The following is a 26,590-nucleotide window of genomic DNA, read 5'->3' on the forward strand; positions in this document are numbered from 1 at the left end:
GCCGTTCGATTGCCGGCTTGTGTGTTTTTTTCGCGGCGTCTTACTCCACCAACGGCTTGATCTTGGGGAACACCTTCAGCGCCGTCTTGTAAAACACATCCTCGTGAAACTCAGGAGGGATCAGCTCCCGGACGAATTCCAGATAGGGCTTCACAGGAGCAAGGGGCCAGTCGGTTCCAAACAGAAACTTGTCATAATGATCGCAGTAGGTGATCGCGTGGCGAAGATGGGCGAAAAAGACAGGGGAGTCCTTCAGTCGCTTGCAATTGGCAGCGTCACCTACCATCAAGCCGGAAAGATCGGCAAACATGTTGCGATTCTTGTACACGACCTCTGCCCCATCCAGCACCCACGGATCGCCAAAATGGGCCATCATGAAATTGACCTCCCGATGCTTCACTGCGACCTCGTCGAGCGTGAGCGGATGGGAGTATTTAAGCAGCCCTCGCTCCGAATACGTATCGCCCGTATGGAAAACGACAGGCACTTGATGCTTGGCCGCCAGCGCATAGACGGGGTCATAGACGCTATCGTAGGCATAGAACGGATAGTAGCCCAGATAGATTTTGAGTCCGACCACTTGTGGCTTCTGCAGGTCAGCTTCCATCCTAGCCAGCGCAGCCGCATCCAGCTTGAACGGGTTGATACCCAGGCAATAGACGAGCTGCGGCGGGAGCTCCTCTGTCAGGTCGAGTCCCATGGGAGTGACTGCCTCGGCATCGGGAAATCCCTCCGGCACGCTTTCCGTCAATCCCATGCCGATCCCGAGGACCACGCCATTTTCCGCATACTCCTGAAGGATTCCGCAGGCGGAGTAATCGACAAACGACTTTTCTGCTGCCGTCCGTTTGAACTCCTCGATATGGGACAAATGCATATGGGCATCAATGATTTTCATTTGGAACCCTCCCTTCATGGACAAATCGGATTGCGCGCAAAGCAGACAGAGCATCCGCCGGAATCGTCTTGTCAGCAAACAGGAAGAAGAGGGGCGGGGTAAAGGTCGCGCTGTTGTTCGGCAGATGCAGGTTACGTACGACGGAGGCGACAGCCACCTCTTTGTTGGCGTAAACGCCCAGGTCTGCGGTATCCAGATCCGTCAAGATCTGCAGCTGCTCCTTCCGGGAAGCTGCGCCCACGATATAATCCGACGACTCGACGATGGACAATTCCCCTTGAGCGAGCGTGTAGCTCAGCTGTTCGCCGTCCGCGCCGACGGTTTTCAGCCATACGTGTTCCTGTGGATCCTCTGTTTGCAAAAAGATATCCGTCGACCAGCTCGTGTCGGCAAAGTACGTCCCGGTATTTTGCACGATCTCGGATGTGTGGCAGAGGACGGGGACCCCGGGAAGCAGCAAGTAATACTGATGGCAGGTCAGCCCGCGAAGCTTTTCCTGTTTCTTCACGTGATAGGTCAGCTTGATTCCTTGCCATGCATTTTGCCGGTTGTCGGTCAGCTGGACGAATGAGGCCGATCGCTCTTCCTTCAACAGAGAAAAGGCACTCAGCTCCTCAACCTGGTTGCCGATCCCACCCGTCCAAGGGTTCCACCACGATTTTGGCTTGGGCTCGGGAAAGGAGCTGGCCAGCCATTCTTGGCCGTTGCAGGTGAGTGAGTAGAGGGATGGGGAAAAGTCTGGAGCGGCTTTGATCCGCACAGGACCATTGTCGGCCACCAAAATTTGCTTGCCGCTCTCCTCTACGATCTCCTGCAATACTGCTTCGCTGCCGAGTGGAAAAATGACAGTGCGCAGCTGAGTTTCATGAGTGGCGAAACGCCCGTCTACCTGGACGATCTCATAGGCCCGGTCCGGAGTGACAAAGGAGAAGCTGGCTTCTGTCTTTTCATCCGCCTCGGCAAAACGTCGGGTTTGACCGCGACCCGATTCGCTCGCCAGTGACGCCGTCAGCTCGCCATCCAGATAAAGCTGTTTGTGCTCGTTCACCACTACGCTGATTTCCTCGCTGCCGACAAACGGATTCTGCTCATTGGCGAGCAGCTCCAGATGGGATGTCAGAGTCAGGTCTTCCGGCAAAGCTTCTTTGCGGGCAAAGGCACGGAACTCCCTCCAGTCGGCATAGCCGCCATGCGAGAGAAAGATGGGGCCGTACGTCCTTTTCCCTCGGGGCTCCAGCAAGTCGATGCTGGTTTCTAGAGACGTATACCAGCCTTGAAAATCAATGCGGTATTCCGGGGGCCAGCACATCCCCCAGGAGGCGGTTTCGTCCCTTGCGAACAGCCAGTTTTCCGTAATCAGCTCCCCGTCCCAGTAATCCAGATCGCTGCCGTAGGAGGAGGGGGTCTCTACATAGCGGCCTTGATAAGGGAGAACGGGGCGGTGAAAGGGATGGGCAAAGCCTTGACTGATCCATATGTCTGCAGCCGGCTTGTCTGCGGAGACGTTTTCCAAAACGAATCCGTGCTCCACTGTGCCATCGCCAAGCAGGAGGGTGTTCCCGATCAACGCAAGATGCGGGTATGCCCCAGAGCGATAATGGACGCGAAGCCCGATCGCGCCCTTTTCATGGATACATTCGACCTGCTCGGCGCGCTTTTTGGAAAACTCGCTGGAATACGGCTTGCCTAGTTTAGGGTAGGTGAAATGAGTCGGTTCTCCGCCTGCTCCGCTGTAGACGGTCATCTCGTTGTCGTCCTTGCTCAGGTAAAGAGCGTGATGACCATGGTGAATCTGCCAGCTCTGTTCGGTTTCTCCCGACAGCAAGGCACCCAATCCGGCAAAGGCTGTTCCGATCTTTTTGACAAAGGACACAGAGGCGCCGTTCGCAAGCTTCGCCTCTACATGCACATCTCCCCCGTAAAAGCCGTATTCATGCAAAGTCCCCGTAAGCGGAAGGGAGAGGCGCTCCTTCCCCTGCAGTCGGAGGGTGTGGCGCTTGACATCGATGTCGAGAAAGGGGAGCGAAGGGAGCTCGAATGAAAATTCCGCTTCTTCCGCGAAGCTGTTCTCTACATCCAGATAAAAACGCGTCGTCTGACCGGGATAGGTGAAGCCGGGCACTTGCAGGGAAAGGGAAGCCGGAAACTTGGGGAGAATGCCCACTTGGAACAAAGCGGTTTTTCCGTTGATCCTCATGTGCGTGCTGACCCGGGGATGCGTGCGCCAGACGCTTTGCTCTTCGGCGATCGCGTCTACAAAGAAGGTTGCGGACAGCGTCGTTTCACCGGTAACCTCCAGCTCCTGCTGATAATCAAAGCGGATCGTTTCGTTCGATTCACCCTTCATGGAAAGGTGCAGAGGCTTGCCGGTTTTATTGATGATCCGATAGTGAATCTGGTACTGCTGCCCAAAGACGAGCTGCGGTTTTTCCGCCTCGGCAGCTAACAGATAATCCTCTGTCTCGATGAGGCGCATCCCCCGACCGAGCCGCTCGAATTCCACACGCAAGCGCTTTTCTCCTTTTTCCCAGGAGTAGGTGAAGTAATCAAAGCCGTTATCTTTTCGTCCGTCCGGCTCTACCACAATCTCTCTGGTAGAATCTTGATACCAGTCGATTTCCTCGAAATAGGGGGCGAGGGCTTCTGTCCGCAGCACCGTCGGAATCATGTTCATGAGATGTGTGGAATCGTCCCGGTCTTCCCAGAAAAAGCCGAACTTTTTATACAAGGGAACGGCCTTGGTGTTTCCTGCCCAGGTGTAGAGATCGAGTCGCGGCCACCCTAGCTTGACGGTCTCATCCAGCACGCGTGCAAGCAGCAGGCGCCCCACTTTCTTTCCGTGGTATTCAGGCCGCACATTGAGCAAGGGGATGTAAAGGGCTCCGGTGTCTTCTCGGTACTCAGCCAGACTGCAGTAGCCTACCACCCTGTCACCGGCGATCGCCAAGTAGACAGCCAGTGCATCCGAGCTTGCCTCTTCTTGACGAATTTGTTCTGCCGTCGTGATCGAGTTTCCTCCGCCCCAGCTGTCCCGGCTGGCGTTCCACATTTCCGCAACGGCTTGTGCCCATTCCGGACCATAGGAGACGATCGAGATTGATTCCATGTATGCTTGCACCTCGATTTCTTTGGAAATGATTGGATTCCGCTAGGTTGTACGAATGAGTGAAGGGTTCGGTTTCTCCCGTTGGGCAGGGAGATGGGAGCGGAAAATGAAAGGGAAAATCAAATGGAGGTTGACATTGAGGTCCTAATTCATTATTCTATCTCTAATCTAATATGCGATATACGTTGAAAGAGCCCAGTAGCAGCTAAGTCCCTGTTTTCAGAAAGCCGGGGGTGATGGAACCCGGTACACACTCAGCTGGCGAATTACACTCTGGAGTATCTCGGGTAATGCTGAGCGGAATGGCGAACGATAGCTCGCTTAAAGTGGCAGGAATGGCGCGCGAGAAGCGTATGTCCCATTCGTGCAATCTGGGTGGTACCACGGTTAATCAATCGTCCCTATGTCTAAAGTAGACTGGGGCGATTTTTTATTTTCCTGTCTGATCGAAAAACCACCCGTTCCAATCGCTTGGCTAGGCGAGGTTTTTTATCAACGAAGCGCATGAATTGAAGGAGTGTATAGCTGTGAACATTATCGACGAGCTTGAATGGCGCGACGCCATCAACCAGCAGACGGATGCAGATGGTCTGCGCGAACTGACCAACCAAAAATCGATCTCGGTATACTGCGGGGTAGACCCAACCGGCGACAGTATGCATATCGGTCACTTGATTCCTTTCATGGTGCTCAAACGCTTCCAGCTTGCCGGCCACCGTCCTGTCATTTTGATTGGGGGCGCTACCGGTACGATCGGGGATCCGAGCGGACGCCAGGCAGAGCGTTCCTTGCAAACGCTGGAGCAAGTCCAGGAGAATGTGGATGCCCTGACTGCTCAAATGAAAAAGCTGTTCGTGACAGAAGGCGACAATCAGATCCGCTTGGTCAACAATTACGACTGGACACATAAGATCAACGTAATCGAATTTTTGCGGGATTACGGTAAAAACTTCAGCATCAACTCCATGCTGGCCAAAGATGTCGTAGCGAGCCGGCTGGAAAGCGGCATCTCCTTTACCGAATTCTCCTACCAGATCCTGCAGTCGCTCGACTACCTGCATCTATACAAGCATGAAGACGTACAGCTGCAAGTCGGCGGTTCGGACCAATGGGGCAACATTACGAGCGGTCTGGATTTGATCCGCAAAAAAGAAGGACACGACTCAAAAGCATTCGGCCTCACGATTCCTCTGATGCTGAAATCGGATGGAACGAAATTCGGAAAAACTGCCGGAGGAGCGATCTGGCTGGATCCGAACAAAACGACGCCATTCGAATTCTACCAGTTCTGGGCGAACACGGACGACCGTGATGTCGTGAAATACTTGAAATACTTCACGTTCCTCTCCAAAGAGGAAATTGACGCGCTGGCAGAAAAGGTGCAGACTGAGCCGCACAAACGCGAGGCGCAAAAAACGCTGGCAGAGGAAATGACGAGATTCGTCCACGGCGAGGAGATGCTGGAGCAGGCAAAACGCATTACCGCTGCGCTGTTCACCGGTGACATCAAATCGTTGACTGCTGACGAGATCGAGCAAGGCTTTAAAGAAATGCCGACCTTTGAAGCCACGAAGGAAGCGAAAAATATCGTCGACTGGCTCGTGGATTTGGGCATTGAGCCATCCAAGCGCCAAGCTCGTGAGGATATCAACAATGGCGCGATCTCGATGAACGGCGAGCGCATCAGCGACCTGGGACTCGAAGTGACAGCCGATTTGGCGATTGGCGGGCGCTTCATCATTATCCGCAAAGGGAAGAAAAACTACAGCTTGGTGAAAATCTCCTAGCATACAGGAACGAAAGGCTTCCCTCCTATTCAGAGGGAGGCTTTTTTCCATTCCAGCGGAAAGCTCTGCGGCTTGGCAGAGATGGTATAATGGATGAAGTCGTCGCCCTTCCGAAGCAGGGGAGCGAAAAAGCAAGCTTGCAATAACGATAAAGGATGGTTGTTTTGAAGATTAACAAAAAGTATGAGAACATCGTGTTTACCTTTTTAATGGCTTTTGGGATGTCTTGCCTCATTTCTTTTTTTATGATGCTGGTTTCCATCGGCTTTCGTCATTTCGTGTTTCTGAACTGGTTGAAATCATGGGGAATTGCTTTTGTGTTTGCATTTCCTGCGGCCTATGTTTTCCCAAAAATCATCCGGAAAGTAATGAGAAAAATCACATTTGTCGAAAGTGATTGATTGTAAAGGAGAGCATGTGGGTGCATTCGTATACCATGTGGGAACGAGCTTTGTTTTTGTTTACTCATTTGGATAGGAAGAGACTGGAGTCAGCGCTGCAAGGCAAGACGGTAGTCATAACAGGGGCCAGCTCGGGGATTGGCGAGCATCTAGCCTATTTGCTGGGGCCGCTATCTGTTCACTTGATCCTCGTGGCGAGGAGAGCAGAGAAGCTCGCAGAGATGAAGCGCGAGATCGAAAAGGGGGCTGCCAGGGTAAGCGTTTATGCTGCAGACCTCCGGGACGAAGAGCGGATGGAGGGCTTTCTCACCTTTCTTCGCCAGCTGCCTGCTGGGGTGGATATCGTAGTGAGCAATGCGGGCCTGTCGATCAGGCGTTCCATCTGGGATTCCCTGGACCGTTATCATGATTATACGCGCACGATGGCAATCAATTACTTTGCTCCCGTCCAGCTGCTCCTGTCTCTCATCCCGACGCTGAGGCAAAACCAGGGCCACATCATCCAAATCTCTACCATCAACACATCGCTGCTGCCTCTTCCTCAGTGGGCGGCTTATCAAGCATCGAAGTCGGCATTCGACACGTGGTTCCGATCGGTCGGACCGGAATTGAATGCAAAGGGGATTGCGACTACCTCAATCTACCTCCCCTTGGTGAAAACACCCATGATCCTTCCTACTGCCGCTTATCAAAACATGCCTGCCATGAGCCCTTATCACGTCGCGCAAATCATCGCCAAATCCATGTACACCAAGAAAAAAAGGTTCATGCCGTGGTGGCTGATTTTCGGCCAGCTCGCCTCGATCCTCGGGAGAGGCCTCTGGGAATGGAGCGCCCCGAAATGGCTCGAGAAAAGGGGGAGGAAGCAGTGAAGTTCGTCTGTTTGCTCGAGGTCTTGTGCAAGCTGAGGCTGCTCTCTTTGCCGGGGCTGTTTCGGCTGTTCGCATCGATGCTCCGCCATGGCGTCAATGTCATGATTCTCTTGCAGTTGGCAAAGAAAAGGGCTGGTCACCAAATTGCCTTGGTCGATGATCGGGAAGCGCTAACCTACCGGCAGCTGCTCACTTCGTCAGAGCGGCTCTCCATCGTTTTGAGACGAAGGTACGGACTGACCGGCGGCATGAAAGTCGGCTTCTTATGCAACAACCATGCGGCGCTGGTCCAATCCATTTTTGCGGTTTCCCAAACTGGAGCAGATCTTTACTTGCTTCCTACCGAGGTAAGCAGAAGGCAGTTCGCGCAATGGGTGAACGAACATGATTTTGATCTGCTGATCCACGATGCGGTGTTTACGGACTGGGTGGAGCAGTCTTATACGAAGGTACGGGTGTATAGCTATCATGATCACCTGCCGGCCATCAGCAATATGCTCCATCGTAGCGATTGGGAGGGGGATGGGCCTCGAAGAACCTCTTCGGGCAGGATCATGCTGCTGACCAGCGGGACGACGGGGACGGCCAAAAAAGTCGCGCACAAGCCTACCTTGCTCCATTACCTCCCTCCCTTTTCTGCATTGCTCAGTCGGCTTCCCTTGCTTTCATCCCGCACGGCCTACATCGCTACTCCTATTTTTCACGGCTACGGGATTGCTCTCTTGTTTTTGTGGATCGCGCTCGGAAAGAAGATCGTCCTGACCTCTGGCTTTGATGCCGCAAAGGCTTGCGAACTCGTACAGAAGCATGATGTCGAGGTGATCAGCGTCGTCCCTTTGATGCTGCATAAAATGCTGAGGCACGACGCCTGTGCTTTGAAGTCCCTCACATGCATTGCATCAGGCGGTGCAGAGCTGAGTGCAAAGCTCGCACGGGACGTTCTCAGCAAGCTGGGAGGAGTCCTTTACAATCTGTACGGAACGTCGGAGGCAGGTCTATTGCTCGTAGCGACTCCGGCAGACTTGCATAGGTCCGGAAGTACGGTCGGCAGGAAAATAAAAGGGGTGCGTCTTCACGTGCTGGATGCTCACAAGAAGAAGGCGGCTGTGGGACAAGTCGGCCAATTGTGCCTGAAAAAGAGCGGTTTATTGGCGAAGAGAAAGCAGCAATGGATAGAGACTGGCGATCTGGGGTACAGGGATTCTCGCGGATATTACTTTTTGTCCGGGCGTGTGGATGAGATGATTGTGTCAGCGGGGGAAAACGTCTATCCCAGTGAACTGGAACACGTCCTTGCCCGCCATCCCTTCATCGAAGACGTGGCTGTGGTCGGGATTCGCGATGAAGTGTTTGGACAAAGATTGAAAGCCATCGTACAGCTTGCCCCAAACGCAGTCCTGACGCAAGAGGCACTGATGGAATGGCTTCGTCCCCAAGTGGCCAGGTATCACATGCCCAAAGAGATCGTTTTCGTTCCGCAGATGTCCTATACCCATTTGGGGAAACGGGACAAGAAGCGGCTGAAAGAGTGGAAAGCAAAAGAAGCCCCAGTGGAGTGATTCCCTGGGGTCTTCCTGCTTTATGCGTTCTTTCCTTTTTTCCAGGCTTCGTGAAGCGAGTGCACTCTCTTCCATAGTTCTTCTTTCTCCAGCTTGCTGTAGGCAACCAAATGTTCACCGAACACCTCCGCCAATACATCCAGCCATTGCGATTTCGTGTGCAACTCGATCTTTTCGGTGGTGGTGCCTTCGCGCCGATTCCACACGCATCCCCGCAGCTCATTGCTCCCCGTGGCATGCCTGTGCCGAACCAGGAACAGATCGATCCAGGGAGAATCGGGCGATCGGCTGTAAAATTCGTGCTTCGGAAAGAACTCCTCCAGATTATCCGCGGCCACCGGGGCGTAATCCACACCGACGAAGGAGGCGAGAGGATCGTGTTCGAGCCGCCATCCATCTTTCGCAATGCTGGATGCGGTGACTTTGTACTGGAGGGGACCTTGGTCGTACGTTCCCTTGCGAAGCGGGAGGGGCTCAAAAGGCATATCCCCGAGTCCAGCATCGACGATCCAGCGCTGCACTTCTCCCTTCTCGTCTGTCAGGTTGACGGTCAGACCGAGGTGAAAGGAATTGATCCGAGGCTCTTGCCCCATGGGTTGTACGCCTGCCCGATGCCAGGAGACGTGGTACCCAAGCGAGTGCAGGAGAGCGCCAAACGCACCGTTCAAGTGAAAGCAATAACCGCTGCGTCCGGTCATCATCAGCTGCACGGAATCTCGGATAGCGATGGAAACGGGGGTGCCGTTTACAATGTCGATCGTTTGCCAGGGGATGAGCTCGACGTGCGCTCTATGGAGCGCGAACAGGTAAGAGAGACTGGGAGGCTGGATGTCCTCCATTCCGAGTCTTTTCAAGTAGGATGTTTTTTCAGCGTTCGTCAGCATTTCTTTTCACCTCATTCAGTTTCTTTCTATGCTTGACTCTCCAGCTGTTTGCGGTAAGTGGCGGATCGGCGTCGACTCAGCGCGACATTCGAACCGATCACCCCCGCGATGATCAGAAAAGAGCCGAGAAGATGGTACCAGGTGACGGTCTCCTGCAGGAAAAAGGCTCCTGACGCGATGGAAACGACCGTCGACAGGTTGGCAAACGCACTCATTTTGGACGCTTCTATTCGGGAGAGAATGTAATTGGCCAAGAGAGCGGTCACCAGCTGAACGGCTCCAAGGCAAAGAATGCATGCAACAAAGGTGGCATTCGTGAGGGGCGAGACAAATGCAGGCAGCGTTCCCGAGAACGAATGAACTGAGAGCGAGTAAAGCAGCAGTGAGACAAACGCGGCGCCCACCATGAAGCAGCTGATCTCGGCCACGGTGAAATGCCGCGTCACCACGCGCGCCAGCACACTGTAACCGGCAAAGACGATGCAAGCTGCGACAAGCAGCACGATCCCGGATGTTTGCGACAGATCGATGCTGCTGCCTTTCATCACAAAGATGAAGGAAACGCCAGCCGTTGAGAGGAGAATGCAGAGCTTTTGCAGCGGTGTTGTCGTTTCTCCCAAAAAGATGGAGGCGAGGACAAGCGTAGCTACGGGTGTAAAGGCGCTAATGATTCCCCCTTCTGCTGAAGTCGCAAACTGAAGCCCATACGTTTGCAGCATAAAGTAGCCGACGGGATAAAAGGTGGCCAGCAAGAGCAAGAGATGGAGAGGTTTTCCTCGGTAGTTCAGTTTGACGAAACCAGCTGCAATCGGGATGATCATGATGCAAAAAGCAGCGGCAAAGCGGTAGGTCAGCGTATCGAGCGGGGCTGCGTACTGCAGGGTCAATTTGACCAGCAGAAAAGAAAGCCCGATGATGACAGCGTTGATCACAGCAAGAATGTAGGGAAGCTTACCAGTTCTCTCTCCCATTGCATGCATCCTCCTCGTATGTAAAAAAGGGTTACTTGTCGCCCGCAGACAAATAAATACGTGACTAAAAGGTCACTCTTAATATATGTGACTTTATGGTAACGTGTCAATCCTCATCGAGCATTTTTGGAAAGGGAAAATTGCGTGCCATGAGGAAATGAGGAAAAGCAAAGCAGCTTCCAAAGAGCTGCTTTGCTTTTTTCTTTCTCGTCACACATCTGGCGGAGCACATCCAGGATCGGAAAGACCTTTTCCTGAGTGAACAATTGGGCATCTCCTATTCAGGAGCTAAATCGAGAGTACAGAGAGGGCGAGAGCTGGTCAAAGAAAGGATGAACAGCTGCTGTAAGATAGAAGCGGATCGATATGGAAACATCGTCGACTATCGCGTCGTGCTGGATGAGCCGCGGGTGACGAGAAAGGCGAGTCGCAGTTGAAAAAGTGGCAGCGGCAGCTGAGGACATTATTTCAAGTCCAAAGCTGCCGCTGCCTTTATTTGTCTTGAAGCTCTATTACGAAGTGGATGTCGATTCTTGATCTGTACGAGCCGTTTTTCTCCCTAGCACGCCCCCGTACAGGAAAATCCCGAGCGAGAGCGCCAGGCAGACTGCCGAGAAGATGCCGAGCGACGAATAGCCGCCGAGGTGGACATAGAGCAAGCCGGCAAACCATGCGCCGAGCGTGTTCGCGCCGTTCATCGTCGAGTTGGCCAGGCTGGAAATCGTTCCCCGGATGGAGGCGTTCAGCGAAGTGAGCGCCCCCATGACAATCGGGAAGATAATCCCGAGTGTCGCGAAAATGGTCAGATAGACGATCGTCACGAGCTGGAGGTTCGCTAGATGAGGCATAATCGTGTAGAGTATCACGAGCAGCGACATTCCTGCTGCGACAGCGTTGGCATCGCCCAGCTTTCGGGTGACATAAGAGCTAATCATGCTTCCTAGCAGAGTGCCGAATCCGAGAAACATCATCACGGTACCGATCTGCCCGATGGGAAGCTCAAAGCGATCAGCCATCCATTTGCCAACGAAAGCGAATGCGGTACCGCTCCCCAAGTGAAGGAGAAGGTAGGCAGAAAAGCCGCTCCTTGCCTTGCCGCTCGCGATTAGCGGGACATATCTGCGAAGGATCGACGTCCGATCACCCTGGTTCGCGCCAGGCTTCATGTCGGGCAGCAAGGTGAATGCGGAGGCGGCTAACAGCAGCGAAGCGAATCCAATCGTCCAGAACGGAACGGACCAATTGGCTGTCGCGAGCCAGCTTCCGATTGGCACCCCGAGCGCTTGGGCAGCGGCGAGACCCGCGAAGGCGATCCCCATTGTCTTGGAGACGCTGGCAGCCGGCATGACCGCCGGGATGGACGCCCACACTTGGGGAGCCGTGAACGCCGCGCTTACGCCGGCAAGGATGCGGAACAGGCACATGGTCCAGAAGCTGTCCGCAAAGCCGCATAGGATCGTCGAGACGGAGAATCCGAGCAAGCCGCCGAGCAGTACGGTTCTGCGATTCCAGCCGTCGGACAGAGGCCCGGCGATCAAGGCGAACACGGCCGAGCCCAGCGTGTAGGAGCCAATCATCCACCCGGCGATTCCCGTCGATACGCCGTATTGAGTCTGCAATGTCGGGAGCAAGGGCGAAATAAGGAAGGTATCCGTTCCAATCATGAACATGATGAGGAAGAATAGTGCGGTATATTTGCGCAATGTCAATCACTCCTGTGGTTTCGTATTGCTTGCTGTGTCTATCGTAAGACATAATGGTGACAGAACCTGTCATCGATTTATTTGTTTTTAAATAAAGGGGGGTCAGGATGCCCAAGTCCAAAAGGCTGATGGAACTGATGATGACCGTCAACCGAAAGCGGCGGTTCAAGGTTCAGGAGCTCGCAGATGAATTCGGGGTCTCCAAGCGTACGATCCTAAGGGATTTGCAGGAGTTGAGCGAGCTGGGCGTGCCTCTTTATTCGGAAGTTGGTCCGAATGGGGGCTATCAGGTGCTGAGGGAAAGGGTGCTGCCTCCCATCGCATTCACGGAGGAAGAAGCCGTAGCGATGTTCTTCGCAGTGCACTCCTTGCGGCATTACTCCTCGCTGCCGTTCGAAACGGAATCCGCCTCCGCGTTGAACAAGTTCTACCTCCATATGCCCGGGGACGTAAGGGATCGAATCGACAGCATGAAAGACCGGGTCGACTTCATCACGCCGACAAGGCGGAGTGATGCTCCTTGCTTGGCCACTCTTCTTGATGCGGCCGTACATCGGAAGGTGCTTTTGGTCAAATACGAGTCGAAGGAGGAGGGGGCGAATGACCGCCGGATTCAGCCGGTCTGCATTTATGCGCACAACGGTTTCTGGTATTGTACGGCCTTCTGCTTCCTGCGCCAGGGCTTCCGAGTGTTCCGGTGCGACCGGATTCGAGAGGCAGAGCTTGACGCGTCTGGCACGGAACCGTTCGATCTAAAAGATGTCAGCCTCAGTCGGCGGGAGGCTGCTGAGCCAAGACAGCCTGTCCGCCTCCGTGCGGAGCTGAGCCGAGCAGGCGTCCAGCGCTGCGAATCAGAACTGTGGCTGGCTTCGATGCTGCAAGTGCGTGAAGACGGAAGCGGCGCGATCGATAAGGAGGTGTCCCGCAGCGACATTCCTTTTTATACGGAGTTCTTTATCGGACTTGGGGACGAGGTCCTCTTGGAGGAACCGGCGGAGTTGAAAGAGTCGATCAGAAGGAAGCTCTCCGAGATGCTGGGCAGATACCAATGAATAAAGGCAGTGGCAGCCGAAGACCTCAATTTTGAGTCCGCGGCTGCCACTGCCCTTTTCTATTCGATTCGTCTCCCTTTCAACCCACTTCACCGGTAATCCCTTTAAAAGCAAGCGGAGTAGACAGCACCGTCATCGTAGACGTAAATCCGTATTGGCTGCATTGTGACAAGAAATCATTCAATGATTGCATAGAGTGTGTCTGGATTTTCAGCATGAAATTGAATTGACCGCTGAGCTGATGCATCTCGACCACGTCGTCTGATTGATTGCCGAATGCAGTGAGACGATCGCAATTGTTGGTTTGGACGAGGATAAATGCCGTGATGCTTTTTCCCAGCTTCTCTGGTGATACAATCGTCCGATACGAGTCGATGATGCCTTTTTCCTCCAGCTTGCGTACACGCTCGGAAACGGCGGGCTGTGTCATGTTAATGGATCTTCCCAATTCAGAGAAGGAGATCCGTGCATTTTGCTGAAGAGCCTCCAGTATTTTCAGATCAATCTGATCCATGTTTTCACTCCTTTTCCCATGAAATTTGAATTCAAAATGACTCCTGAGAAATGCCTATGAATTCAAAGTATGCGGTAATGAATGCCTTTGGTTTCGTCTGTATTCGTTTTTCCTCTTTGATTACCATGTAGGTATAGCAAACAGATCTCTTGAGGAGGAACCATGCGATGAAATCAAAAGTAACCTTGCAATCCCCCATGAATATTGGGAACGTTCAACTGAAAAATCGCCTCATCCTGGCACCGATGCAGCAAAACAAGGGTACACTCCAAGCGATGCCCACCGATTACCATGTGAAGCATTACCGTGATCGGGCCAAACACGTGGGCTTGGTTATTATCGAATCTACGGGGGTCTCGGCCAATGGACGTCTCTACCCCAACGATATTGGTATATTCACTGACGAGCACACGGGGCCGTTGCGCCGAATCGTGGAGGCCGTACATGAAGAGCATACACCGATCTTCATCCAGCTCACTCACGGCGGGAGGAAGGCGTGGCCCGAAGTCGTCGATCGGCTGGTAGCCCCCAGTGCGATCGCCTATGATGACTTCTACGGCGTGCCGGAAGAAATGACAAGTAAAGATATTCGCGAGGCAATCTCCGAGTTCCGCTTTGCTGCTAGAAGAAGTGTTCAGGCAGGCTTCGATGGAATCGAACTCCATCTGGCTCATGGGCATTTGCTTCATCAATTTCTCTCGCCGTTATCCAACCTGCGATCGGATGAATACGGGGGATCGCTGGAGAATCGGCTGCGCATCATCCGTGAAGTGGTGATCGCGATTCGGGAGGAAGTCGGCTGCGCCTATCCTTTGCAGATCCGGGTTTCGGCTTCTGATTTTGCTGAAGGCGGCCTTACTCCAGTGGATGTCGCACATGCCTTGACCTATCTGGAAGAATTCATCGATGCCGTCCATGTCTCCGCTGGGGGGACTCTTCCCGTCGCTCCGCTGGCTGACGGGGCAGGCTATCAGGTTCCGTATGCTTCCGTCATCAAACAATATGTAAAGGTCCCTGTCATCGCGGTGGGCCGCATCCACAGCGGACAGCTGGCCAATTTTATTCTAGCAGACGAGTTGGCGGATTTCATCGCTGTTGGGAGGCCTATGCAAGAAGATCCACACTTTGCCCAAAAGCTGCTCCAATACGAAGAATAAGGGAATAATAGCCAAAGCCTCAGAATGGGCTCTTTCCCAAGCGAGATGCCATGTAAAAAAATGTCCGATTTTTACTAGTGAGAAAAACAAACGTATGCGATCATCATGAAAGGAACAACCCTCTCTGCACGCTTCGAACGCTGCATTTAAAGCAGAGGGGAGATTCCTCAAGTAGACGGAGGTGGGATTCGTAATGAAGCCGCGGATCACTGTACTGACACTGGGTGTTGATGATTTGGAAAGATCGCTGAAGTTTTATCGAGATGGTCTGGGATTGCCGACGGAAGGGATAGTCGGGCGAGAATTTGAGCATGGCGCTGTCGCCTTTTTTGATTTGCAAGCAGGAGTCAAACTGGCCGTTTGGAATCGAAAGGATCTCGCGCACGAGACAAAAGTACCGTTGGGGGCGCCGAGCTCTACTGAACTGACGATCGGGCATAATGTGGGGAGAAAAACGGAAGTGGATCAGGTGATGGAAGAGGCGGAAAAAGCCGGGGCGACGATCACGGACCCGGCTCATGATACCTTTTGGGGCGGATACTCAGGCCACTTCCAGGATCCCGACGGGCATCTGTGGGAAGTGGTCTGGAACCCGGATTGGGAGATCAACGACTGACAGCAGCGACACATGCGCAGTCCATGACTAATGGGCTCGAGCATGTGTCTTTTGCCATTTTATTCTCCTGTCTCTGCAAATCGTTGTATCCGCGCACCGATTTCATCGCGTACCCGCTGAAACTCGGACCATTCTTTGCCCGCTGGGTCGTCAAACCCCCAATGGACTCGTTTGACATGAGGAGGGGGCGTCGGACATACGGAATCGGCATGGCTGCACAGCGTCACGACAAGATCTGCTTTCTCTAGCAGGGCTGGGTCAATCCCATCAGAAGTCTGATGGGTAATGTCGATTCCCACTTCGTGCATGGCCCGCACAGCATTCGGATTGACACCGTGTGCTTCGATCCCGGCGGAAGAGACGTTCCAAGTGGCCCCCAAATGCTTTTTTGCCCACCCTTCCGCCATCTGGCTGCGGCAGGAATTCCCCGTACATAAGAAGTAAATGGTTTTTTTGTTTTCCATGCTGAAATCTCCTTGTTTACATCTGTTTGCTAAGCGCTGGCAAAGTACTTTCGTTTGAACGATAAAGCGATCTGGACCAAGGCGATCATTACCGGAACTTCCACAAGCGGACCAATGACGGCTGCAAAGGCGGCACCCGAGTGAATCCCAAACACACCGACTGCCACAGCGATCGCCAGCTCAAAGTTATTGCTGCCTGCTGTAAAGGCGAGGGTCGTCGTCACCGGATAGCTTGCGCCCATTTTCTTCCCCAGAAAGAATGAGACGAAGAACATCAGGATGAAATAGAGGAGCAAGGGAATGGCAATGCGCACGACATCGAGCGGCACGCTCACGATGCTGTCTCCTTTGAGGGAAAACATGACCATGATCGTAAAGAGCAGAGCGACCAGTGTAATCGGGCTTATTTTGGGAATAAACACCTTTTCGTACCACTGTCGCCCTTTTGCTTTCACCAGGGTAAATCGTGTGAGCATCCCTGCCAGAAAGGGAATTCCGAGGTAAAGGAAAACGGATTTTGCCACTTCGGTCATTGTGATGAAAACGACCGCTCCATGGATCCCCAGCCATTCGGGAATGACGGTGACAAAGACATACGCGTAGAAAGAAAAGAACAGCATTTGAAATACCGAATTGAAGGCGACGAGACCCGCTGCATATTCGGTATCGCCTTTTGCGAGGTCATTCCATACGATTACCATCGCAATGCAGCGTGCAAGACCAATCATGATGAGTCCCACCATATATTCTGGCTTATCCGGCAAGAAAATGACCGCGAGCAAAAACATCAAGATAGGACCGATCACCCAGTTTTGCAGCAGGGACAACAACAGAACCTTGGTGTCCCGAAAGACACGTCCTATCTCTTCATACCGTACTTTTGCCAATGGGGGATACATCATCAGGATCAAGCCAGTGGCAAGAGGGATGGAGGTGGTGCCGATCTGCAAACGATTCAAGCCACTCGTGAAGGCAGGAAAGAAAGTGCCAATGGCAATACCTGCGGCCATGGCGAGGAAAATCCAAAGGGTGAGGAATCGATCGAAAAAGGACAAACGTTTCATGAGATACTCCTGTCTTGCATCAGCAGCACGATTTCGCTGCTTCTCTATTCTGATCTGCACAGCAGGGCGTGGATTCACTCTTGTGGACGTCACTGTCGGCCTTCGTGTAAAAGAACTCCCACTCATTTCCGTCCGGGTCCGTCACCCAAAATTTATCCTGCACGGCATAGCAGCAAGTGGTGTCCATCTCCTCGCGGGCGAAGAAGCCCAGCTTTTCCAGGCGTTCTTTGTGAGCCGTGATTTCATCCGCACGTTCGACCTGAAAGCCAAAGTGGCTTACCTGGTTCCCGCTGACTTCATCCCTGACGTTCAGGGTAAAGTTGAGCCCCGGCGTCTCCAACAAAAACTTGGCATAATCCGGTTTTACCTTCACAGGCTCTGCTCCGAATACCTTTTGGTAAAAACCAAGCGACTTCTCCAGATTAGTTACGTTGATGCCGACATGAACGTATTTCATTGCGATGACCTCCTTTATTTTATGTAGCATTCATCAAAAAAAATTGATATAAGGAGTGAAAAAATGAGCAGCATTAGCAGCAGCTGCCTTTTCCCGTTTTCCTGAAGATGCAACAAAGCTCTTCCGATAACAGATGATTCACTTCGTCATCATTCAAGTCGTAATAGCTCCACGTTCCTTTTGTCTCTTTCACAATCAGATTGGCATCCAGCAAGATCTTGAGATGATAAGACAGCTTGGATTGCGGCATGTCAAACACCTCTGTGAGGTCGCACACGCAGGTTTTGCCTCGCTGGCAGAGCTCATACATGATTTCCAGCCGTTTCTGATCGGCCAGAGCTTTGAATTTTTTCTCATAGTGCTCCAATTGCTGCTTGATGTCATTCATTCGTATGCTCCTCGTTCATCAACTTTTTTTGATGTATTTAGTATATGTCTTATCCCGAAAAGAATGCAAGTATTAAATCAAGTTTTTTTGATGTAAGCCTGATAATGAAACGCAGCCTGGGAAACTGCGTTTTTGCATGACGGCAGAATGGCAGATGAACGCACGGGAAACAGCCCGCTCATCAACCAATCCCCTCATTTTGATTTTCGTAGTACGGTAATGAAGCCACCCAGGATGTCATGGCTGACGGAAAAGCCTTTTCGTTTGTAGAATTCCAGGGCGTCGCTGTTTCCATTGGAGACGTAGATAAAGTAATCATCGACATCCTCGAATTGCTGCAGCCACTCCATGGACATCTGAAACAGCTTGGACCCAGCCCCATACTGTCTGTACTCTTCTTTTATGTAAAATTGGGAGAGACAGCCTACGTTCTCTTTGCGGACGGAGGCAAGGTCAAAAAAGGTGGCAAAGGAATTGGAATAGGCTTCTTTCGGAGAGATGTTGGAATACACGTAACCGACGGCTTTGTCGCCATCTTTCACGACCACAAAATAATTGTGGAGTGCGTTTTTGACAGAAGGCACCATTCGCGTCTCAAAACTCATGCTGTCGAACAGCTCAGGTGTGATGTATGCTTTTGACTTCTGAAAAGCCATCAGCTCATTGCAAAGGTCCCGGCAAGCTTCCATTTGATCCTCGGAAATCACTTCATAATGCAGCTCCATTGATAATCCCTCCTTCCTCTCTATCATTCGATTTCCAAGACGAGGATTCCTACCTGCGCAGCGGTGCAAAGCATGCCAAATGTGCCGGAAGTCAACGATTCCTCTAGAGGGGGGAAAGAGCGCAATCGAAAAGAAGCGTCACGTGCTGATTTCCAGTACGATGAGGGAAAAGCCAAAGCTTCGTGCTAGAAGAGTAGAGGAGGGTAAGGAATGAATCATACAATCTCAAAAGGTCGTCTGTGGACGGCTCGGGTCATGTCCGGTCTGGTCATTTTGTTCATTCTGTTTGACAGCATCATGAAATTCGTCAAGCCTGCACCGGTAGTGGAAGGGACCGTGCAGCTCGGGTACGCCGAGCATCATATTGCCGTGATCGGCGCACTCGGCCTGATATCGACGATCTTTTATCTGATTCCGCGTACCGCATTCCTGGGGGCTGTGCTGCTGACCGGCTATTTTGGAGGCGTGATTGCCACACATATTCGCATGGATGCCCCGCTGTTCTCCCATACCTTGTTCCCCGTGTATCTGGCGGTATTGATGTGGGGAGGCATCTGGCTGCGACATGAAAAAGTCCGCATGCTGCTCCCTGTATCCAATCGGGAGGGGTGAGGAGTCGGATGGGAAAAGTCGTCTTGTACATGCAAGTCTCATTGGATGGTGTGGTCTCGGACGTGGAGCAGTGGATGAATCTCAGTGACGAGATACTCGAAGATGCTCTCGCCTACTACGATACGCTCGATGCCATCGTGATCGGAGGGCATTCGTACTCTTCCATGGCCGCGTATTGGCAGCAGGCAGAGGACGCTTCTGATTCCGCTCTCGAACGGCGATTTGCCAAAAGGATCAACGAGCTGCCCAAGATCGTCATTTCCCGCTCGGAGCAGGAGCTGACTTGGAGGAACTCACAGCTCTTGACGTATCGTGACCTCGAGTCTTTCCGGATGGAAATCGAGCATCTCAAAAGCAGTACAACGAAGGACATCTCCGTAGAGAGCGGAGTGCGGACGTGGAGGCTATTTCTGAAAAGCGCCCTGGTTGACGAGCTGAGGCTGCTGGTGCATCCGGTAGTGGCTGCAAAGGGCGACAAGCTGTTCGATGAGATCGAGACTCAGCAGGCATGGAAACTGAGCGGCACGAAGGTTTTCTCCAATGGCGTTGTCGAGCTGCATTATCGAATCAGCGAATGATCCCGAGCAGCGCTTCCTTTGCCGTAACGGAAATAGGTGGTTGACAGTTCGGGAATCGCGGAATATAATTTTCAATAATCTAACAATTTAAAGGTTTTGATTAGAAATAGTAGATCTGAATCGTACTTTCAGAGAGCCGTTGGTTGGTGTGAAACGGCAGTGTCGATCATTTCGAACTCATCTATGAACTGCTGCCTGACAATGTAGGGTAAGCCGGAATTCCACCGTTACAAGGATAGATGGTGATGGCCATCGAATGAGTTCATTTCGAATTTGAAATGAAGTAGAGTGGTACCGCGAGTTCAACCTCGCCTCTATACGTAGAGGCGGGGTTTTTTGTTTGGTTAAAGCCGGGGTTTAACCAACTCCGCTTGAACATATAGATAACCAGTACTGTGGAGGAGGAATGGAAGATGAGTCGAAAAATTATCATGCTGGATACGACCCTGCGCGATGGGGAGCAAGTACCGGGCGCCAAACTGAACGTTCATCAAAAGGTGGAGTTTGCACAGCAATTGAAACGTCTGCAGGTGGATATGATTGAAGCAGGGTTCCCCGCTTCCTCGGAAGGGGATTTTCAGGCAGTGCAGGAAATTGCCCGCAGCGTAGGGGATACCGTCTCCATTACGGCTCTGGCTCGCGCTGTGAAAGGCGATATCGACGCGGTATACAACAGTATCAAGCTCGCTCAGAACCCGTTCATCCATATCGTTCTGGGCACTTCGGACATTCATGTGGAAAAGAAATTCAACCGTTCCAAGGACGCCGTCTTGCAGCAAGGCGTCGATGCCGTGAAATATGCGAAAACTTTGCTGCCGCAGGTACAGTATTCCACCGAGGATGCGTCGCGTTCGGAGTTTGAATACTTGTGGGAAACGATCGAAGCTGTCGTGAAAGCGGGAGCGACGATCATCAACGTACCGGATACAGTCGGGTATGCCGTCCCCGAGGAGTTTGGGGAGTTGATCCGCAAAATCAACGATCGACTCAAAAACCTGAATCCGGATGTCATCCTGAGTGTGCACTGCCACAATGACCTCGGCTTGGCGACAGCCAACACGCTCGCCGCGATCAAGAACGGGGCGCAGAAAGTAGAATGTACGATCAACGGCTTGGGCGAGCGTGCAGGCAACACCTCGCTGGAGGAAGTCGTGATGGCGCTCAAGGTCCGCGAAAATTACTACAAATGCGGATCGAACATCAAGACGACAGAGCTGCTCCGCACTTCACGTCTGCTCACGTATCTGACTGGTCTCGACGTACAGGTGAACAAAGCGATCACCGGCGACAATGCGTTTGCCCACTCTTCCGGCATCCATCAGGACGGATTGTTGAAGGACAAACAAGTGTACGAGATCATGTCTCCGGAAGAAGTCGGTGCGGACAGCATGGAGCTGATCCTGACGGCACGCTCCGGTCGCCACGCTTTCAAGAACGCAGTGGAAAAGATGGGCTTCGATACGAGCGATGCGGAAGAATTCGAAGAGCTGTTCGCGAAGTTCCTGACTCTCGCTGATGCCAAAAAAGAAGTGTACGACCATGATGTGTTCTATCTGGTGACGAATCACCGCACGCTGGATACGCGCGACAGCCATCTGTACGAACTGGAGTCCTTCCAGGTGGTGACCAATGACATGTATCCGACGGCCACGGTGAAATTGAGAAGAGGCATGGAGGTCGTCAAGGACAGTGCGGTCGGGGACGGCCCGATCGATGCTCTCTACAGTGTCATCAAGACGCTGGTGGGTCTGGACGTGGAGCTGAAGGATTACAAGATCAACAGCATGTCCCGGGGAAAAGAGGCGATCGGTCGAGTCAATATCCGGATCGAGTACCAGGGCAAGACGTACTCGGGCCGTGCGATGGATACCGATATCATCAAGGCGAGCGCCATGGCCTTCCTGAACGGGATCAACGCCGTCATTCTCGATGTTGCAAACGAGAGTCTGAGCCTTGTCCAGCAATAGCATAGTCAATAGAAAGCACGCAAAAAAGGTTGCACGTCCCATGTGGGCTGTGCAACCTTTTTGATTCATCCTCACAAATGGGAACCACCCGTCGCATCGATCAGCTGGCCAGTCACCCAGCGACTGTCCCCGGAGGCCAAAAAAGCGACGACATCCGCAATATCATTCGGCTGGCCGACTCTGCCCAGAGCGGACATGTCCGCGGCGTGCTTTTGACCTTCGGGTGTGTGCAGCCAGGATGCGTTCACATCTGTGTCTACGATGCCAGGGAGTACGGCATTGACTGTAATCTGGCGCGGTCCCAGCAATTGGGCGAGATGCAGGGTGAACGTATTGAGCGCCCCTTTGGTCAGGTTGTACGCCATGATATGCGGGTAGGCGATCCGGGTCACACCGGAGGAAATGTTGATGATCCTGCCCCCGTCGGCAAGCAAGGGTAAAATCTGTTGGATGAGAAAGAATGGCGCCTTTACGTTCACCGCAAAAAGTTCATCGAAGGATTCCTCCGTTGTTTCCTCCAAGGTCTGGGAGGTGCCGATTCCCGCGTTGTTGACGAGGATATCGAGCTTGCCGCCAGAATGGGCGTCGAGCTCTTCTTTCAAGGAAGTGATGAGCTGATGGACGCCCGCGACCGACTCCAGCCTGGCTCCGATGGCAAATGCTTGGCCCCCTCGATCGGCAATCGCACGGACAACCTCTTCAGCAGCGATAGGATTGTGACCGTAATGGACGGCCACCTGTGCACCTTCTTCAGCGAGACGCAGGGCGATCCCTCTTCCGATTCCTCTGCTTGCTCCCGTTACCAGCGCGATTTTTCCTTCCAGACGTTTCATTTTTCTCCACTCCTCACAGGTTCGATGTAGGTTTCATATGTACCGTACACCCTCCAGTAAAGGGGAGAGTCAAGCGGCTGCTGCTCTCAAATCGCCGCGAGGGGCACGACGATTTCGGATTGGCGCATCCTACCGTACATCTCGTGATCAGCGGAAAGATAGGTTTCGCGGATGGGTTCGGAGCCTGCGGGGGTGTAACCGTTCGATACGACCCAGTCCAGGACATCATGGATCGCCGAGCAATCGCTTTTGTACGGATCACACTCGTGCAGGAGCGCTGCGGCACGATCTACCCCCGGCAAATAGCGCACGCTCACCCGCTCATTGCCAGGGATTTCTCCGGAAAGCGGCATGGCGACTTCCACATCGATCTCGTCCTGATCATCTTCACCGGGAAATTCGCAATCGTGCCAGAGAATCATCAGGGATGGATTCTTTCTTTGCCCGTGCCTATCGACGTATTTTGCGAGTTCATCCAGGAGCACGCACAGCGTTGCACGGCGGATACGGGAGCGAATGGAAGCCACCAGCTGCGGCTCAACAGGGCGAAGGAGGACTTGCTGGTGAATCGGCTTTTTCTCATGGTGCACCTCGACGCGGTCAATCCGCTCACTGACTTCAGCGAGCTGCCGCTGAGCGAGTGAGATGATCTGCATGAGCTCATGCTGTTTATCCAATAGCTGATCTTTGATGACGCTCAGCGGTGTCCGCTCTTCTAAGAAGGTCTTGATTTGCTCCAAGGTGAATCCCTGTTCCTTGAAGGAGGCGATCCGCTTTATGGTCAAGAGCTGTTCTTCCGAATAATACCGGTAGCCGGATAACTGATCTACGAAAGCCGGCTTAACGAGCTCGAGCTGATCGTAATAGCGCAGGGTTTTGATCGAGGCTCCGCTCAGTTTGGAAAACTCGCTGATTCTAAGCATGACAGCTCCCCTCCTATCGCTTGAATTCAATATGGTGTATACGGGCGTTGACGAGCGTGAATAACTGCTCAGCCATATACCCAGCCGAATATTTGAAATTGGTTTCTGCCCAGTACATGACCATCCCGATGGTTGCGGACATTTGATAGCTCAGCATGATTTCGTAATCGATGGGAGGATCGGTTTCCTCCATTTCGATATGCATGTCGCGTCGCATGGATTCGCGAAGCTTGTGGTTCATTTCAAAGTAGATGCTTTTGTCGACAGCGTGCAAGGCCATGAAAACGTCCTTGTGTTTTTCGATATGGGCAAACAGCTGAAGGCTGGATGGGTAGATTTTCGTTGCTTCCACCCGATCCATGCCTTCGTAGGGTGCCAGCAGTGTGTTTGCGAAGCCGCTCAGGAATTCATCCCGTATTTCGCGCAGCAGCTCCTCTTTGCCGAGGTAGTGGTTGTAAAATGTCCCTCGATTGTAATCCGCTCGTTGCGCAATATCTTGAATGGTTACAGCCTCATACCCTTTTTCTAGGATCAGGGAGACGAATGCTGTCTTGATTGCTTGGCGTGTTCTTTTCGTTCTGCGGTCCAGTTGATCCATCTTTAGCGAGATCCTGCCTTCGTTGGAATAGGTTTCTTTCATTATAGCGCAACGGCAGCACGCAGTTGAATTTGTGCAGCAATTGAACATCTGCGGCAAATCTGTTCAATTTCGCACGGATACGGGACGCTTGGCTCTTCCTCTGTCTGATAGGAGACATATCGAAGAGGACTGCTCATTGAGCTCAATTGGCAAAGAGAGTTATCTTGGATATGTAAGAAAGAGAACGAATAAATCCGGATTTATCGCTCGATTGAAAATCAATGGTAGAGGAGCGAATGGAGCATGAGTCAAGCACAAGCGAAAACGGCTGTCATTACGGGTGCCGCAGGCGGTATCGGCAAAGAGCTCGCCCGCCGGATGGCACAGCGCGGGGTCAATCTGGTGCTCGTCGATCTGAATGAGGATGCCTTGAAGTCTGTCGTACGAGAACTGAATCTGGAGGACGCAAGCTCCCTGATCGTCACAGCAGACGTTTCCAAGGAAGAGGACGTTCAAAATTATGTGAATAAAGCAGTCGAGAAATTCGGGACCATCGATTATTTCGCGAACAACGCAGGGATTGAAGGACCGATGGGTCTTATCGAAGAGCAAAGTGTGAAAGCGCTTGACCTAGTGTACAACGTAAACGTGCGCGGCGTGTACCTGGGACTTCAATACGTGATTCCGGTGATGAAAAAACAAAAATCGGGTGCCATTCTGAACACCTCCTCTCTCGCAGGATTGATGGGTGCACCCGGCATGTCTCCATACATCATGTCCAAGCACGCGGTCGTCGGACTTACTCGCGTGGCGGCAAACGAAGTCGCTCCCCACGGCATCCGGGTCAACGCCGTTCTGCCTGGCACGATCAATACCCGCATGATGCGTCAGATCGAGGCAAACTCGGGTAGTGCGGATGACTTCAAAGTGGCAAACGAAGCGGCCACTCCGCTCGGACGCTACGGAGAGCCGCAGGAAGTAGCGGCGGTCATGAACTTCCTGCTCTCCGATGAAGCTTCCTTCGTTACGGCGTCTCTGTACACAGTCGACGGCGGCATGATGGGTCAATAACAGAAGAGGAAGAATCCAGCAAGATAGAAAGGCAGCCCGTTTGGGAGGTGCAAACCACCTTCCAGACGACGGCTGCCTTTTGCTACGTGGCTAGCCAAGTAAAAATATTCCAAATTATGTATAATGGGAGGCAAGACAAGAAGAGGAGTGGAGTCATGAAACGAAGTGTTGTCCCAAAGATCGTAGAATTTCTGATCATCGCCGCCGTGCTCGCCTTCATGGGATTCGTGGCGATGGTGATGACAGCGCTCATGGGTGGGGAGTTGTTTTACACACCCCTGACTGTCGTGATTACGGCAGCGATCATCGTATTCATCGGAATCGGGATGTTTACGTCTATTCGGAAGCAAAAGCTGTATTTATCGTTAGCTGGTTTCTTTCTTCTTTGCGGTTTGACGGTCGCGAGCTATGAAGGTTATGAAGCCTACGTGGCAAGCATACCGAGTGTGAGTGAACAGGATTTTGATCTGCAAGAGTACAAGCCGTTCCGCGAGCAGACAAAGGTGAAGTCGCTGGACGAACCATCGACGCTGACCTTGCACAGCGATTTGCCCAGACTTGATGGTGCGACCGCCCTGTATCCTTTGTACGCTGCCTTTGCCCAAGCGGTATATCCGAAAAAGGACTACGACTTGTACGAGGGAGAAGTCATGGCAAACACCACCCCCGAGGCCTATGAAAATCTGATGGACGGGAGAGTCGACATCATTTTCGTAGCGGGTCCGTCCGAACAGCAGCTGGAAGCAGCCAAGGCAAGAGGAGTAGAGCTGAAGCTGACGCCGATCGGGAGGGAAGCCTTCGTTTTTTTCGTCCATGCAGAAAATCCGGTGTCTGGGCTGACGACAGAGCAAATCCGCTCGATCTATTCCGGGACCGTCACGAATTGGTCACAGGTCGGCGGTAAGCCGGCGAGCATACGTGCCTTTCAACGGCCGGAGAACAGCGGCAGCCAGACGATGCTGCAAAAGGTCATGGGGAATGCACCCATCATGCCAGCACCGAAAGAGGACATCGCCACAGGCATGGGGGGCATCATCAGTCAGACAGCCGATTACAAAAACTATGAAAATGCGATCGGGTATTCCTTCCTGTACTTTGCGACCGAAATGGTCCAGAACGGAAACATTCGCTTGCTGGAAGTGGACGGTGTGATGCCAAGCAAGACCTCCATACGGAATGGAACGTACCCGCTCGCTGCCGAATTTTATGCCGTGACGGCCGGCAGCGACAATCCAAACGTGGAGCGCTTCCTCCAATGGATTTTGTCGCCGCAAGGGCAATCCCTGGTGGAAAAGACGGGCTATACGCCAGTGAGCGGCTGACAGGACATAACGCTCTGGTCTGTATGGGTATTTTAAGTTGGGAGCGGGTTTGCTATGATGTGGGAATGAAACTGTAATCAAAAGGA

General features: G+C 52.6%; 26 protein-coding genes, 1 pseudogene and 2 other annotated features. Of the genes and pseudogenes, 13 read left to right on the top strand and 14 right to left on the bottom strand.

The features are described 5' to 3' along the window. Positions 1 to 40: 40 nt before the first annotated feature. Both JNE38_RS07630 and JNE38_RS07635 read right to left on the bottom strand, forming a co-directional pair. Positions 41 to 898 (bottom strand): amidohydrolase family protein, encoded by an 858-nt coding sequence (locus JNE38_RS07630; protein ID WP_203355997.1) that lies wholly within the window; start codon positions 896 to 898, stop codon positions 41 to 43. After that, a complete protein-coding gene (locus JNE38_RS07635) occupies positions 885 to 4,004 on the bottom strand; it encodes a GNAT family N-acetyltransferase (RefSeq protein WP_203355998.1) in 3,120 nt (1,039 codons plus the stop codon). Before JNE38_RS07635 ends, JNE38_RS07630 begins: the two co-directional genes overlap by 14 nt. Before the next feature lie 176 nt (positions 4,005 to 4,180). Beyond that, positions 4,181 to 4,410: a binding site (T-box leader), on the top strand. A gap of 121 nt (positions 4,411 to 4,531) precedes the next feature. On the opposite strand from JNE38_RS07635, the gene tyrS reads away from it, so the two are divergent. The 4 genes from tyrS to JNE38_RS07655 all read left to right on the top strand — a co-directional run bounded on the left by tyrS (position 4,532) and on the right by JNE38_RS07655 (position 8,623). Then, on the top strand, positions 4,532 to 5,791 hold the full coding sequence (gene tyrS / locus JNE38_RS07640; protein WP_203355999.1) for a tyrosine--tRNA ligase: 1,260 nt from the start codon (positions 4,532 to 4,534) through the stop codon (positions 5,789 to 5,791). A gap of 209 nt (positions 5,792 to 6,000) precedes the next feature. Beyond that, complete coding sequence (locus tag JNE38_RS30560) at positions 6,001 to 6,192, top strand: DUF2798 domain-containing protein (RefSeq protein ID WP_275296714.1); 192 nt, start codon at positions 6,001 to 6,003, stop codon at positions 6,190 to 6,192. Between the two features lie 20 nt (positions 6,193 to 6,212). Continuing rightward, positions 6,213 to 7,064 carry an SDR family NAD(P)-dependent oxidoreductase gene (locus tag JNE38_RS07650; protein WP_203356001.1) on the top strand — a complete coding sequence of 284 codons (852 nt, stop codon included), beginning with the start codon at positions 6,213 to 6,215 and terminating at the stop codon, positions 7,062 to 7,064. Next, the gene (locus JNE38_RS07655) at positions 7,034 to 8,623 is read left to right on the top strand and encodes an AMP-binding protein (protein ID WP_238933585.1); all 1,590 of its coding nucleotides are present in this window, start codon (positions 7,034 to 7,036) and stop codon (positions 8,621 to 8,623) included. The genes JNE38_RS07650 and JNE38_RS07655 overlap by 31 nt, the downstream gene beginning before the upstream one ends. 20 nt (positions 8,624 to 8,643) lie before the next feature. Here the strand turns inward: JNE38_RS07655 and JNE38_RS07660 are convergent, their stop codons facing one another. Continuing rightward, a complete protein-coding gene (locus JNE38_RS07660) occupies positions 8,644 to 9,507 on the bottom strand; it encodes an arylamine N-acetyltransferase family protein (RefSeq protein ID WP_203356002.1) in 864 nt (287 codons plus the stop codon). Positions 9,508 to 9,533: 26 nt separating this feature from the next. After that, positions 9,534 to 10,478, bottom strand: coding sequence for a DMT family transporter (locus tag JNE38_RS07665; protein WP_203356003.1), 945 nt, complete (start codon positions 10,476 to 10,478; stop codon positions 9,534 to 9,536). Between the two features lie 254 nt (positions 10,479 to 10,732). Between JNE38_RS07665 and JNE38_RS30565 the strand changes: the two are divergent. After that, a pseudogene (locus JNE38_RS30565) lies at positions 10,733 to 10,915 on the top strand (hypothetical protein); the annotation flags it as partial. Positions 10,916 to 10,990: 75 nt separating this feature from the next. On the opposite strand, the gene JNE38_RS07670 reads toward JNE38_RS30565, so the two are convergent. Continuing rightward, positions 10,991 to 12,181 carry an MFS transporter gene (locus JNE38_RS07670; RefSeq protein ID WP_203356004.1) on the bottom strand — a complete coding sequence of 397 codons (1,191 nt, stop codon included), beginning with the start codon at positions 12,179 to 12,181 and terminating at the stop codon, positions 10,991 to 10,993. A 107-nt stretch (positions 12,182 to 12,288) separates the two neighbouring features. Between JNE38_RS07670 and JNE38_RS07675 the strand changes: the two genes are divergently transcribed. Beyond that, the gene (locus JNE38_RS07675) at positions 12,289 to 13,233 is read left to right on the top strand and encodes a helix-turn-helix transcriptional regulator (protein ID WP_203356005.1); all 945 of its coding nucleotides are present in this window, start codon (positions 12,289 to 12,291) and stop codon (positions 13,231 to 13,233) included. 79 nt (positions 13,234 to 13,312) lie between these two features. On the opposite strand, the gene JNE38_RS07680 is transcribed toward JNE38_RS07675, so the two are convergent. Beyond that, the gene (locus JNE38_RS07680) at positions 13,313 to 13,747 is read right to left on the bottom strand and encodes an Lrp/AsnC family transcriptional regulator (protein ID WP_203356006.1); all 435 of its coding nucleotides are present in this window, start codon (positions 13,745 to 13,747) and stop codon (positions 13,313 to 13,315) included. A gap of 167 nt (positions 13,748 to 13,914) precedes the next feature. Here JNE38_RS07680 and JNE38_RS07685 point away from each other — a divergent pair, with 167 nt between their 5' ends. Together JNE38_RS07685 and JNE38_RS07690 are read left to right on the top strand one after the other, a co-directional pair. Beyond that, positions 13,915 to 14,904, top strand: coding sequence for an oxidoreductase (locus JNE38_RS07685; protein WP_203356007.1), 990 nt, complete (start codon positions 13,915 to 13,917; stop codon positions 14,902 to 14,904). A gap of 193 nt (positions 14,905 to 15,097) precedes the next feature. Beyond that, complete coding sequence (locus JNE38_RS07690; RefSeq protein ID WP_203356008.1) at positions 15,098 to 15,520, top strand: VOC family protein; 423 nt, start codon at positions 15,098 to 15,100, stop codon at positions 15,518 to 15,520. A gap of 59 nt (positions 15,521 to 15,579) precedes the next feature. On the opposite strand, the gene arsC is transcribed toward JNE38_RS07690, so the two are convergent. The 5 genes from arsC to JNE38_RS07715 all read right to left on the bottom strand — a co-directional run bounded on the left by arsC (position 15,580) and on the right by JNE38_RS07715 (position 18,618). Further along, a complete protein-coding gene (arsC, locus tag JNE38_RS07695) occupies positions 15,580 to 15,984 on the bottom strand; it encodes an arsenate reductase (thioredoxin) (protein ID WP_203356009.1) in 405 nt (134 codons plus the stop codon). 29 nt (positions 15,985 to 16,013) lie between these two features. Further along, positions 16,014 to 17,048 carry an ACR3 family arsenite efflux transporter gene (gene arsB, locus JNE38_RS07700; protein ID WP_203356010.1) on the bottom strand — a complete coding sequence of 345 codons (1,035 nt, stop codon included), beginning with the start codon at positions 17,046 to 17,048 and terminating at the stop codon, positions 16,014 to 16,016. Between the two features lie 19 nt (positions 17,049 to 17,067). Then, a complete protein-coding gene (locus tag JNE38_RS07705) occupies positions 17,068 to 17,505 on the bottom strand; it encodes an ArsI/CadI family heavy metal resistance metalloenzyme (RefSeq protein ID WP_203356011.1) in 438 nt (145 codons plus the stop codon). A gap of 73 nt (positions 17,506 to 17,578) precedes the next feature. Then, entirely contained in the window at positions 17,579 to 17,893 is a 315-nt protein-coding gene (gene arsR, locus JNE38_RS07710) for an arsenical resistance operon transcriptional regulator ArsR (RefSeq protein ID WP_203356012.1), read from the bottom strand. A 194-nt stretch (positions 17,894 to 18,087) separates the two neighbouring features. After that, a complete protein-coding gene (locus tag JNE38_RS07715) occupies positions 18,088 to 18,618 on the bottom strand; it encodes a GNAT family N-acetyltransferase (RefSeq protein WP_203356013.1) in 531 nt (176 codons plus the stop codon). Positions 18,619 to 18,828: 210 nt separating this feature from the next. Here JNE38_RS07715 and JNE38_RS07720 point away from each other — a divergent pair, with 210 nt between their 5' ends. The 3 genes from JNE38_RS07720 (at position 18,829) to JNE38_RS07730 (ending at position 21,775) form a co-directional block, all read left to right on the top strand. Beyond that, positions 18,829 to 19,230 (top strand): DoxX family protein, encoded by a 402-nt coding sequence (locus tag JNE38_RS07720; protein WP_203356014.1) that lies wholly within the window; start codon positions 18,829 to 18,831, stop codon positions 19,228 to 19,230. An 8-nt stretch (positions 19,231 to 19,238) separates the two neighbouring features. Then, a complete protein-coding gene (locus JNE38_RS07725) occupies positions 19,239 to 19,808 on the top strand; it encodes a dihydrofolate reductase family protein (protein ID WP_203356015.1) in 570 nt (189 codons plus the stop codon). A gap of 87 nt (positions 19,809 to 19,895) precedes the next feature. Next, positions 19,896 to 20,127: a binding site (T-box leader), on the top strand. A gap of 94 nt (positions 20,128 to 20,221) precedes the next feature. After that, on the top strand, positions 20,222 to 21,775 hold the full coding sequence (locus JNE38_RS07730; RefSeq protein WP_203356016.1) for a 2-isopropylmalate synthase: 1,554 nt from the start codon (positions 20,222 to 20,224) through the stop codon (positions 21,773 to 21,775). A gap of 71 nt (positions 21,776 to 21,846) precedes the next feature. Here the strand turns inward: JNE38_RS07730 and JNE38_RS07735 are convergent, their stop codons facing one another. The 3 genes from JNE38_RS07735 to JNE38_RS07745 all read right to left on the bottom strand — a co-directional run bounded on the left by JNE38_RS07735 (position 21,847) and on the right by JNE38_RS07745 (position 24,129). Next, entirely contained in the window at positions 21,847 to 22,608 is a 762-nt protein-coding gene (locus JNE38_RS07735) for an SDR family oxidoreductase (protein WP_203356017.1), read from the bottom strand. Between the two features lie 86 nt (positions 22,609 to 22,694). Next, on the bottom strand, positions 22,695 to 23,531 hold the full coding sequence (locus JNE38_RS07740; RefSeq protein ID WP_203356018.1) for a MerR family transcriptional regulator: 837 nt from the start codon (positions 23,529 to 23,531) through the stop codon (positions 22,695 to 22,697). Positions 23,532 to 23,544: 13 nt separating this feature from the next. Continuing rightward, the gene (locus JNE38_RS07745) at positions 23,545 to 24,129 is read right to left on the bottom strand and encodes a TetR/AcrR family transcriptional regulator (RefSeq protein ID WP_203356019.1); all 585 of its coding nucleotides are present in this window, start codon (positions 24,127 to 24,129) and stop codon (positions 23,545 to 23,547) included. Positions 24,130 to 24,414: 285 nt separating this feature from the next. Here JNE38_RS07745 and JNE38_RS07750 point away from each other — a divergent pair, with 285 nt between their 5' ends. After that, positions 24,415 to 25,182 (top strand): SDR family NAD(P)-dependent oxidoreductase, encoded by a 768-nt coding sequence (locus JNE38_RS07750; RefSeq protein ID WP_203356020.1) that lies wholly within the window; start codon positions 24,415 to 24,417, stop codon positions 25,180 to 25,182. Positions 25,183 to 25,337: 155 nt separating this feature from the next. Further along, a complete protein-coding gene (locus JNE38_RS07755) occupies positions 25,338 to 26,504 on the top strand; it encodes a PstS family phosphate ABC transporter substrate-binding protein (protein WP_203356021.1) in 1,167 nt (388 codons plus the stop codon). Positions 26,505 to 26,590 lie beyond the last annotated feature (86 nt).

The sequence above is a fragment of the Brevibacillus choshinensis genome (assembly GCF_016811915.1).
Lineage (GTDB): Bacteria > Bacillota > Bacilli > Brevibacillales > Brevibacillaceae > Brevibacillus > Brevibacillus choshinensis_A.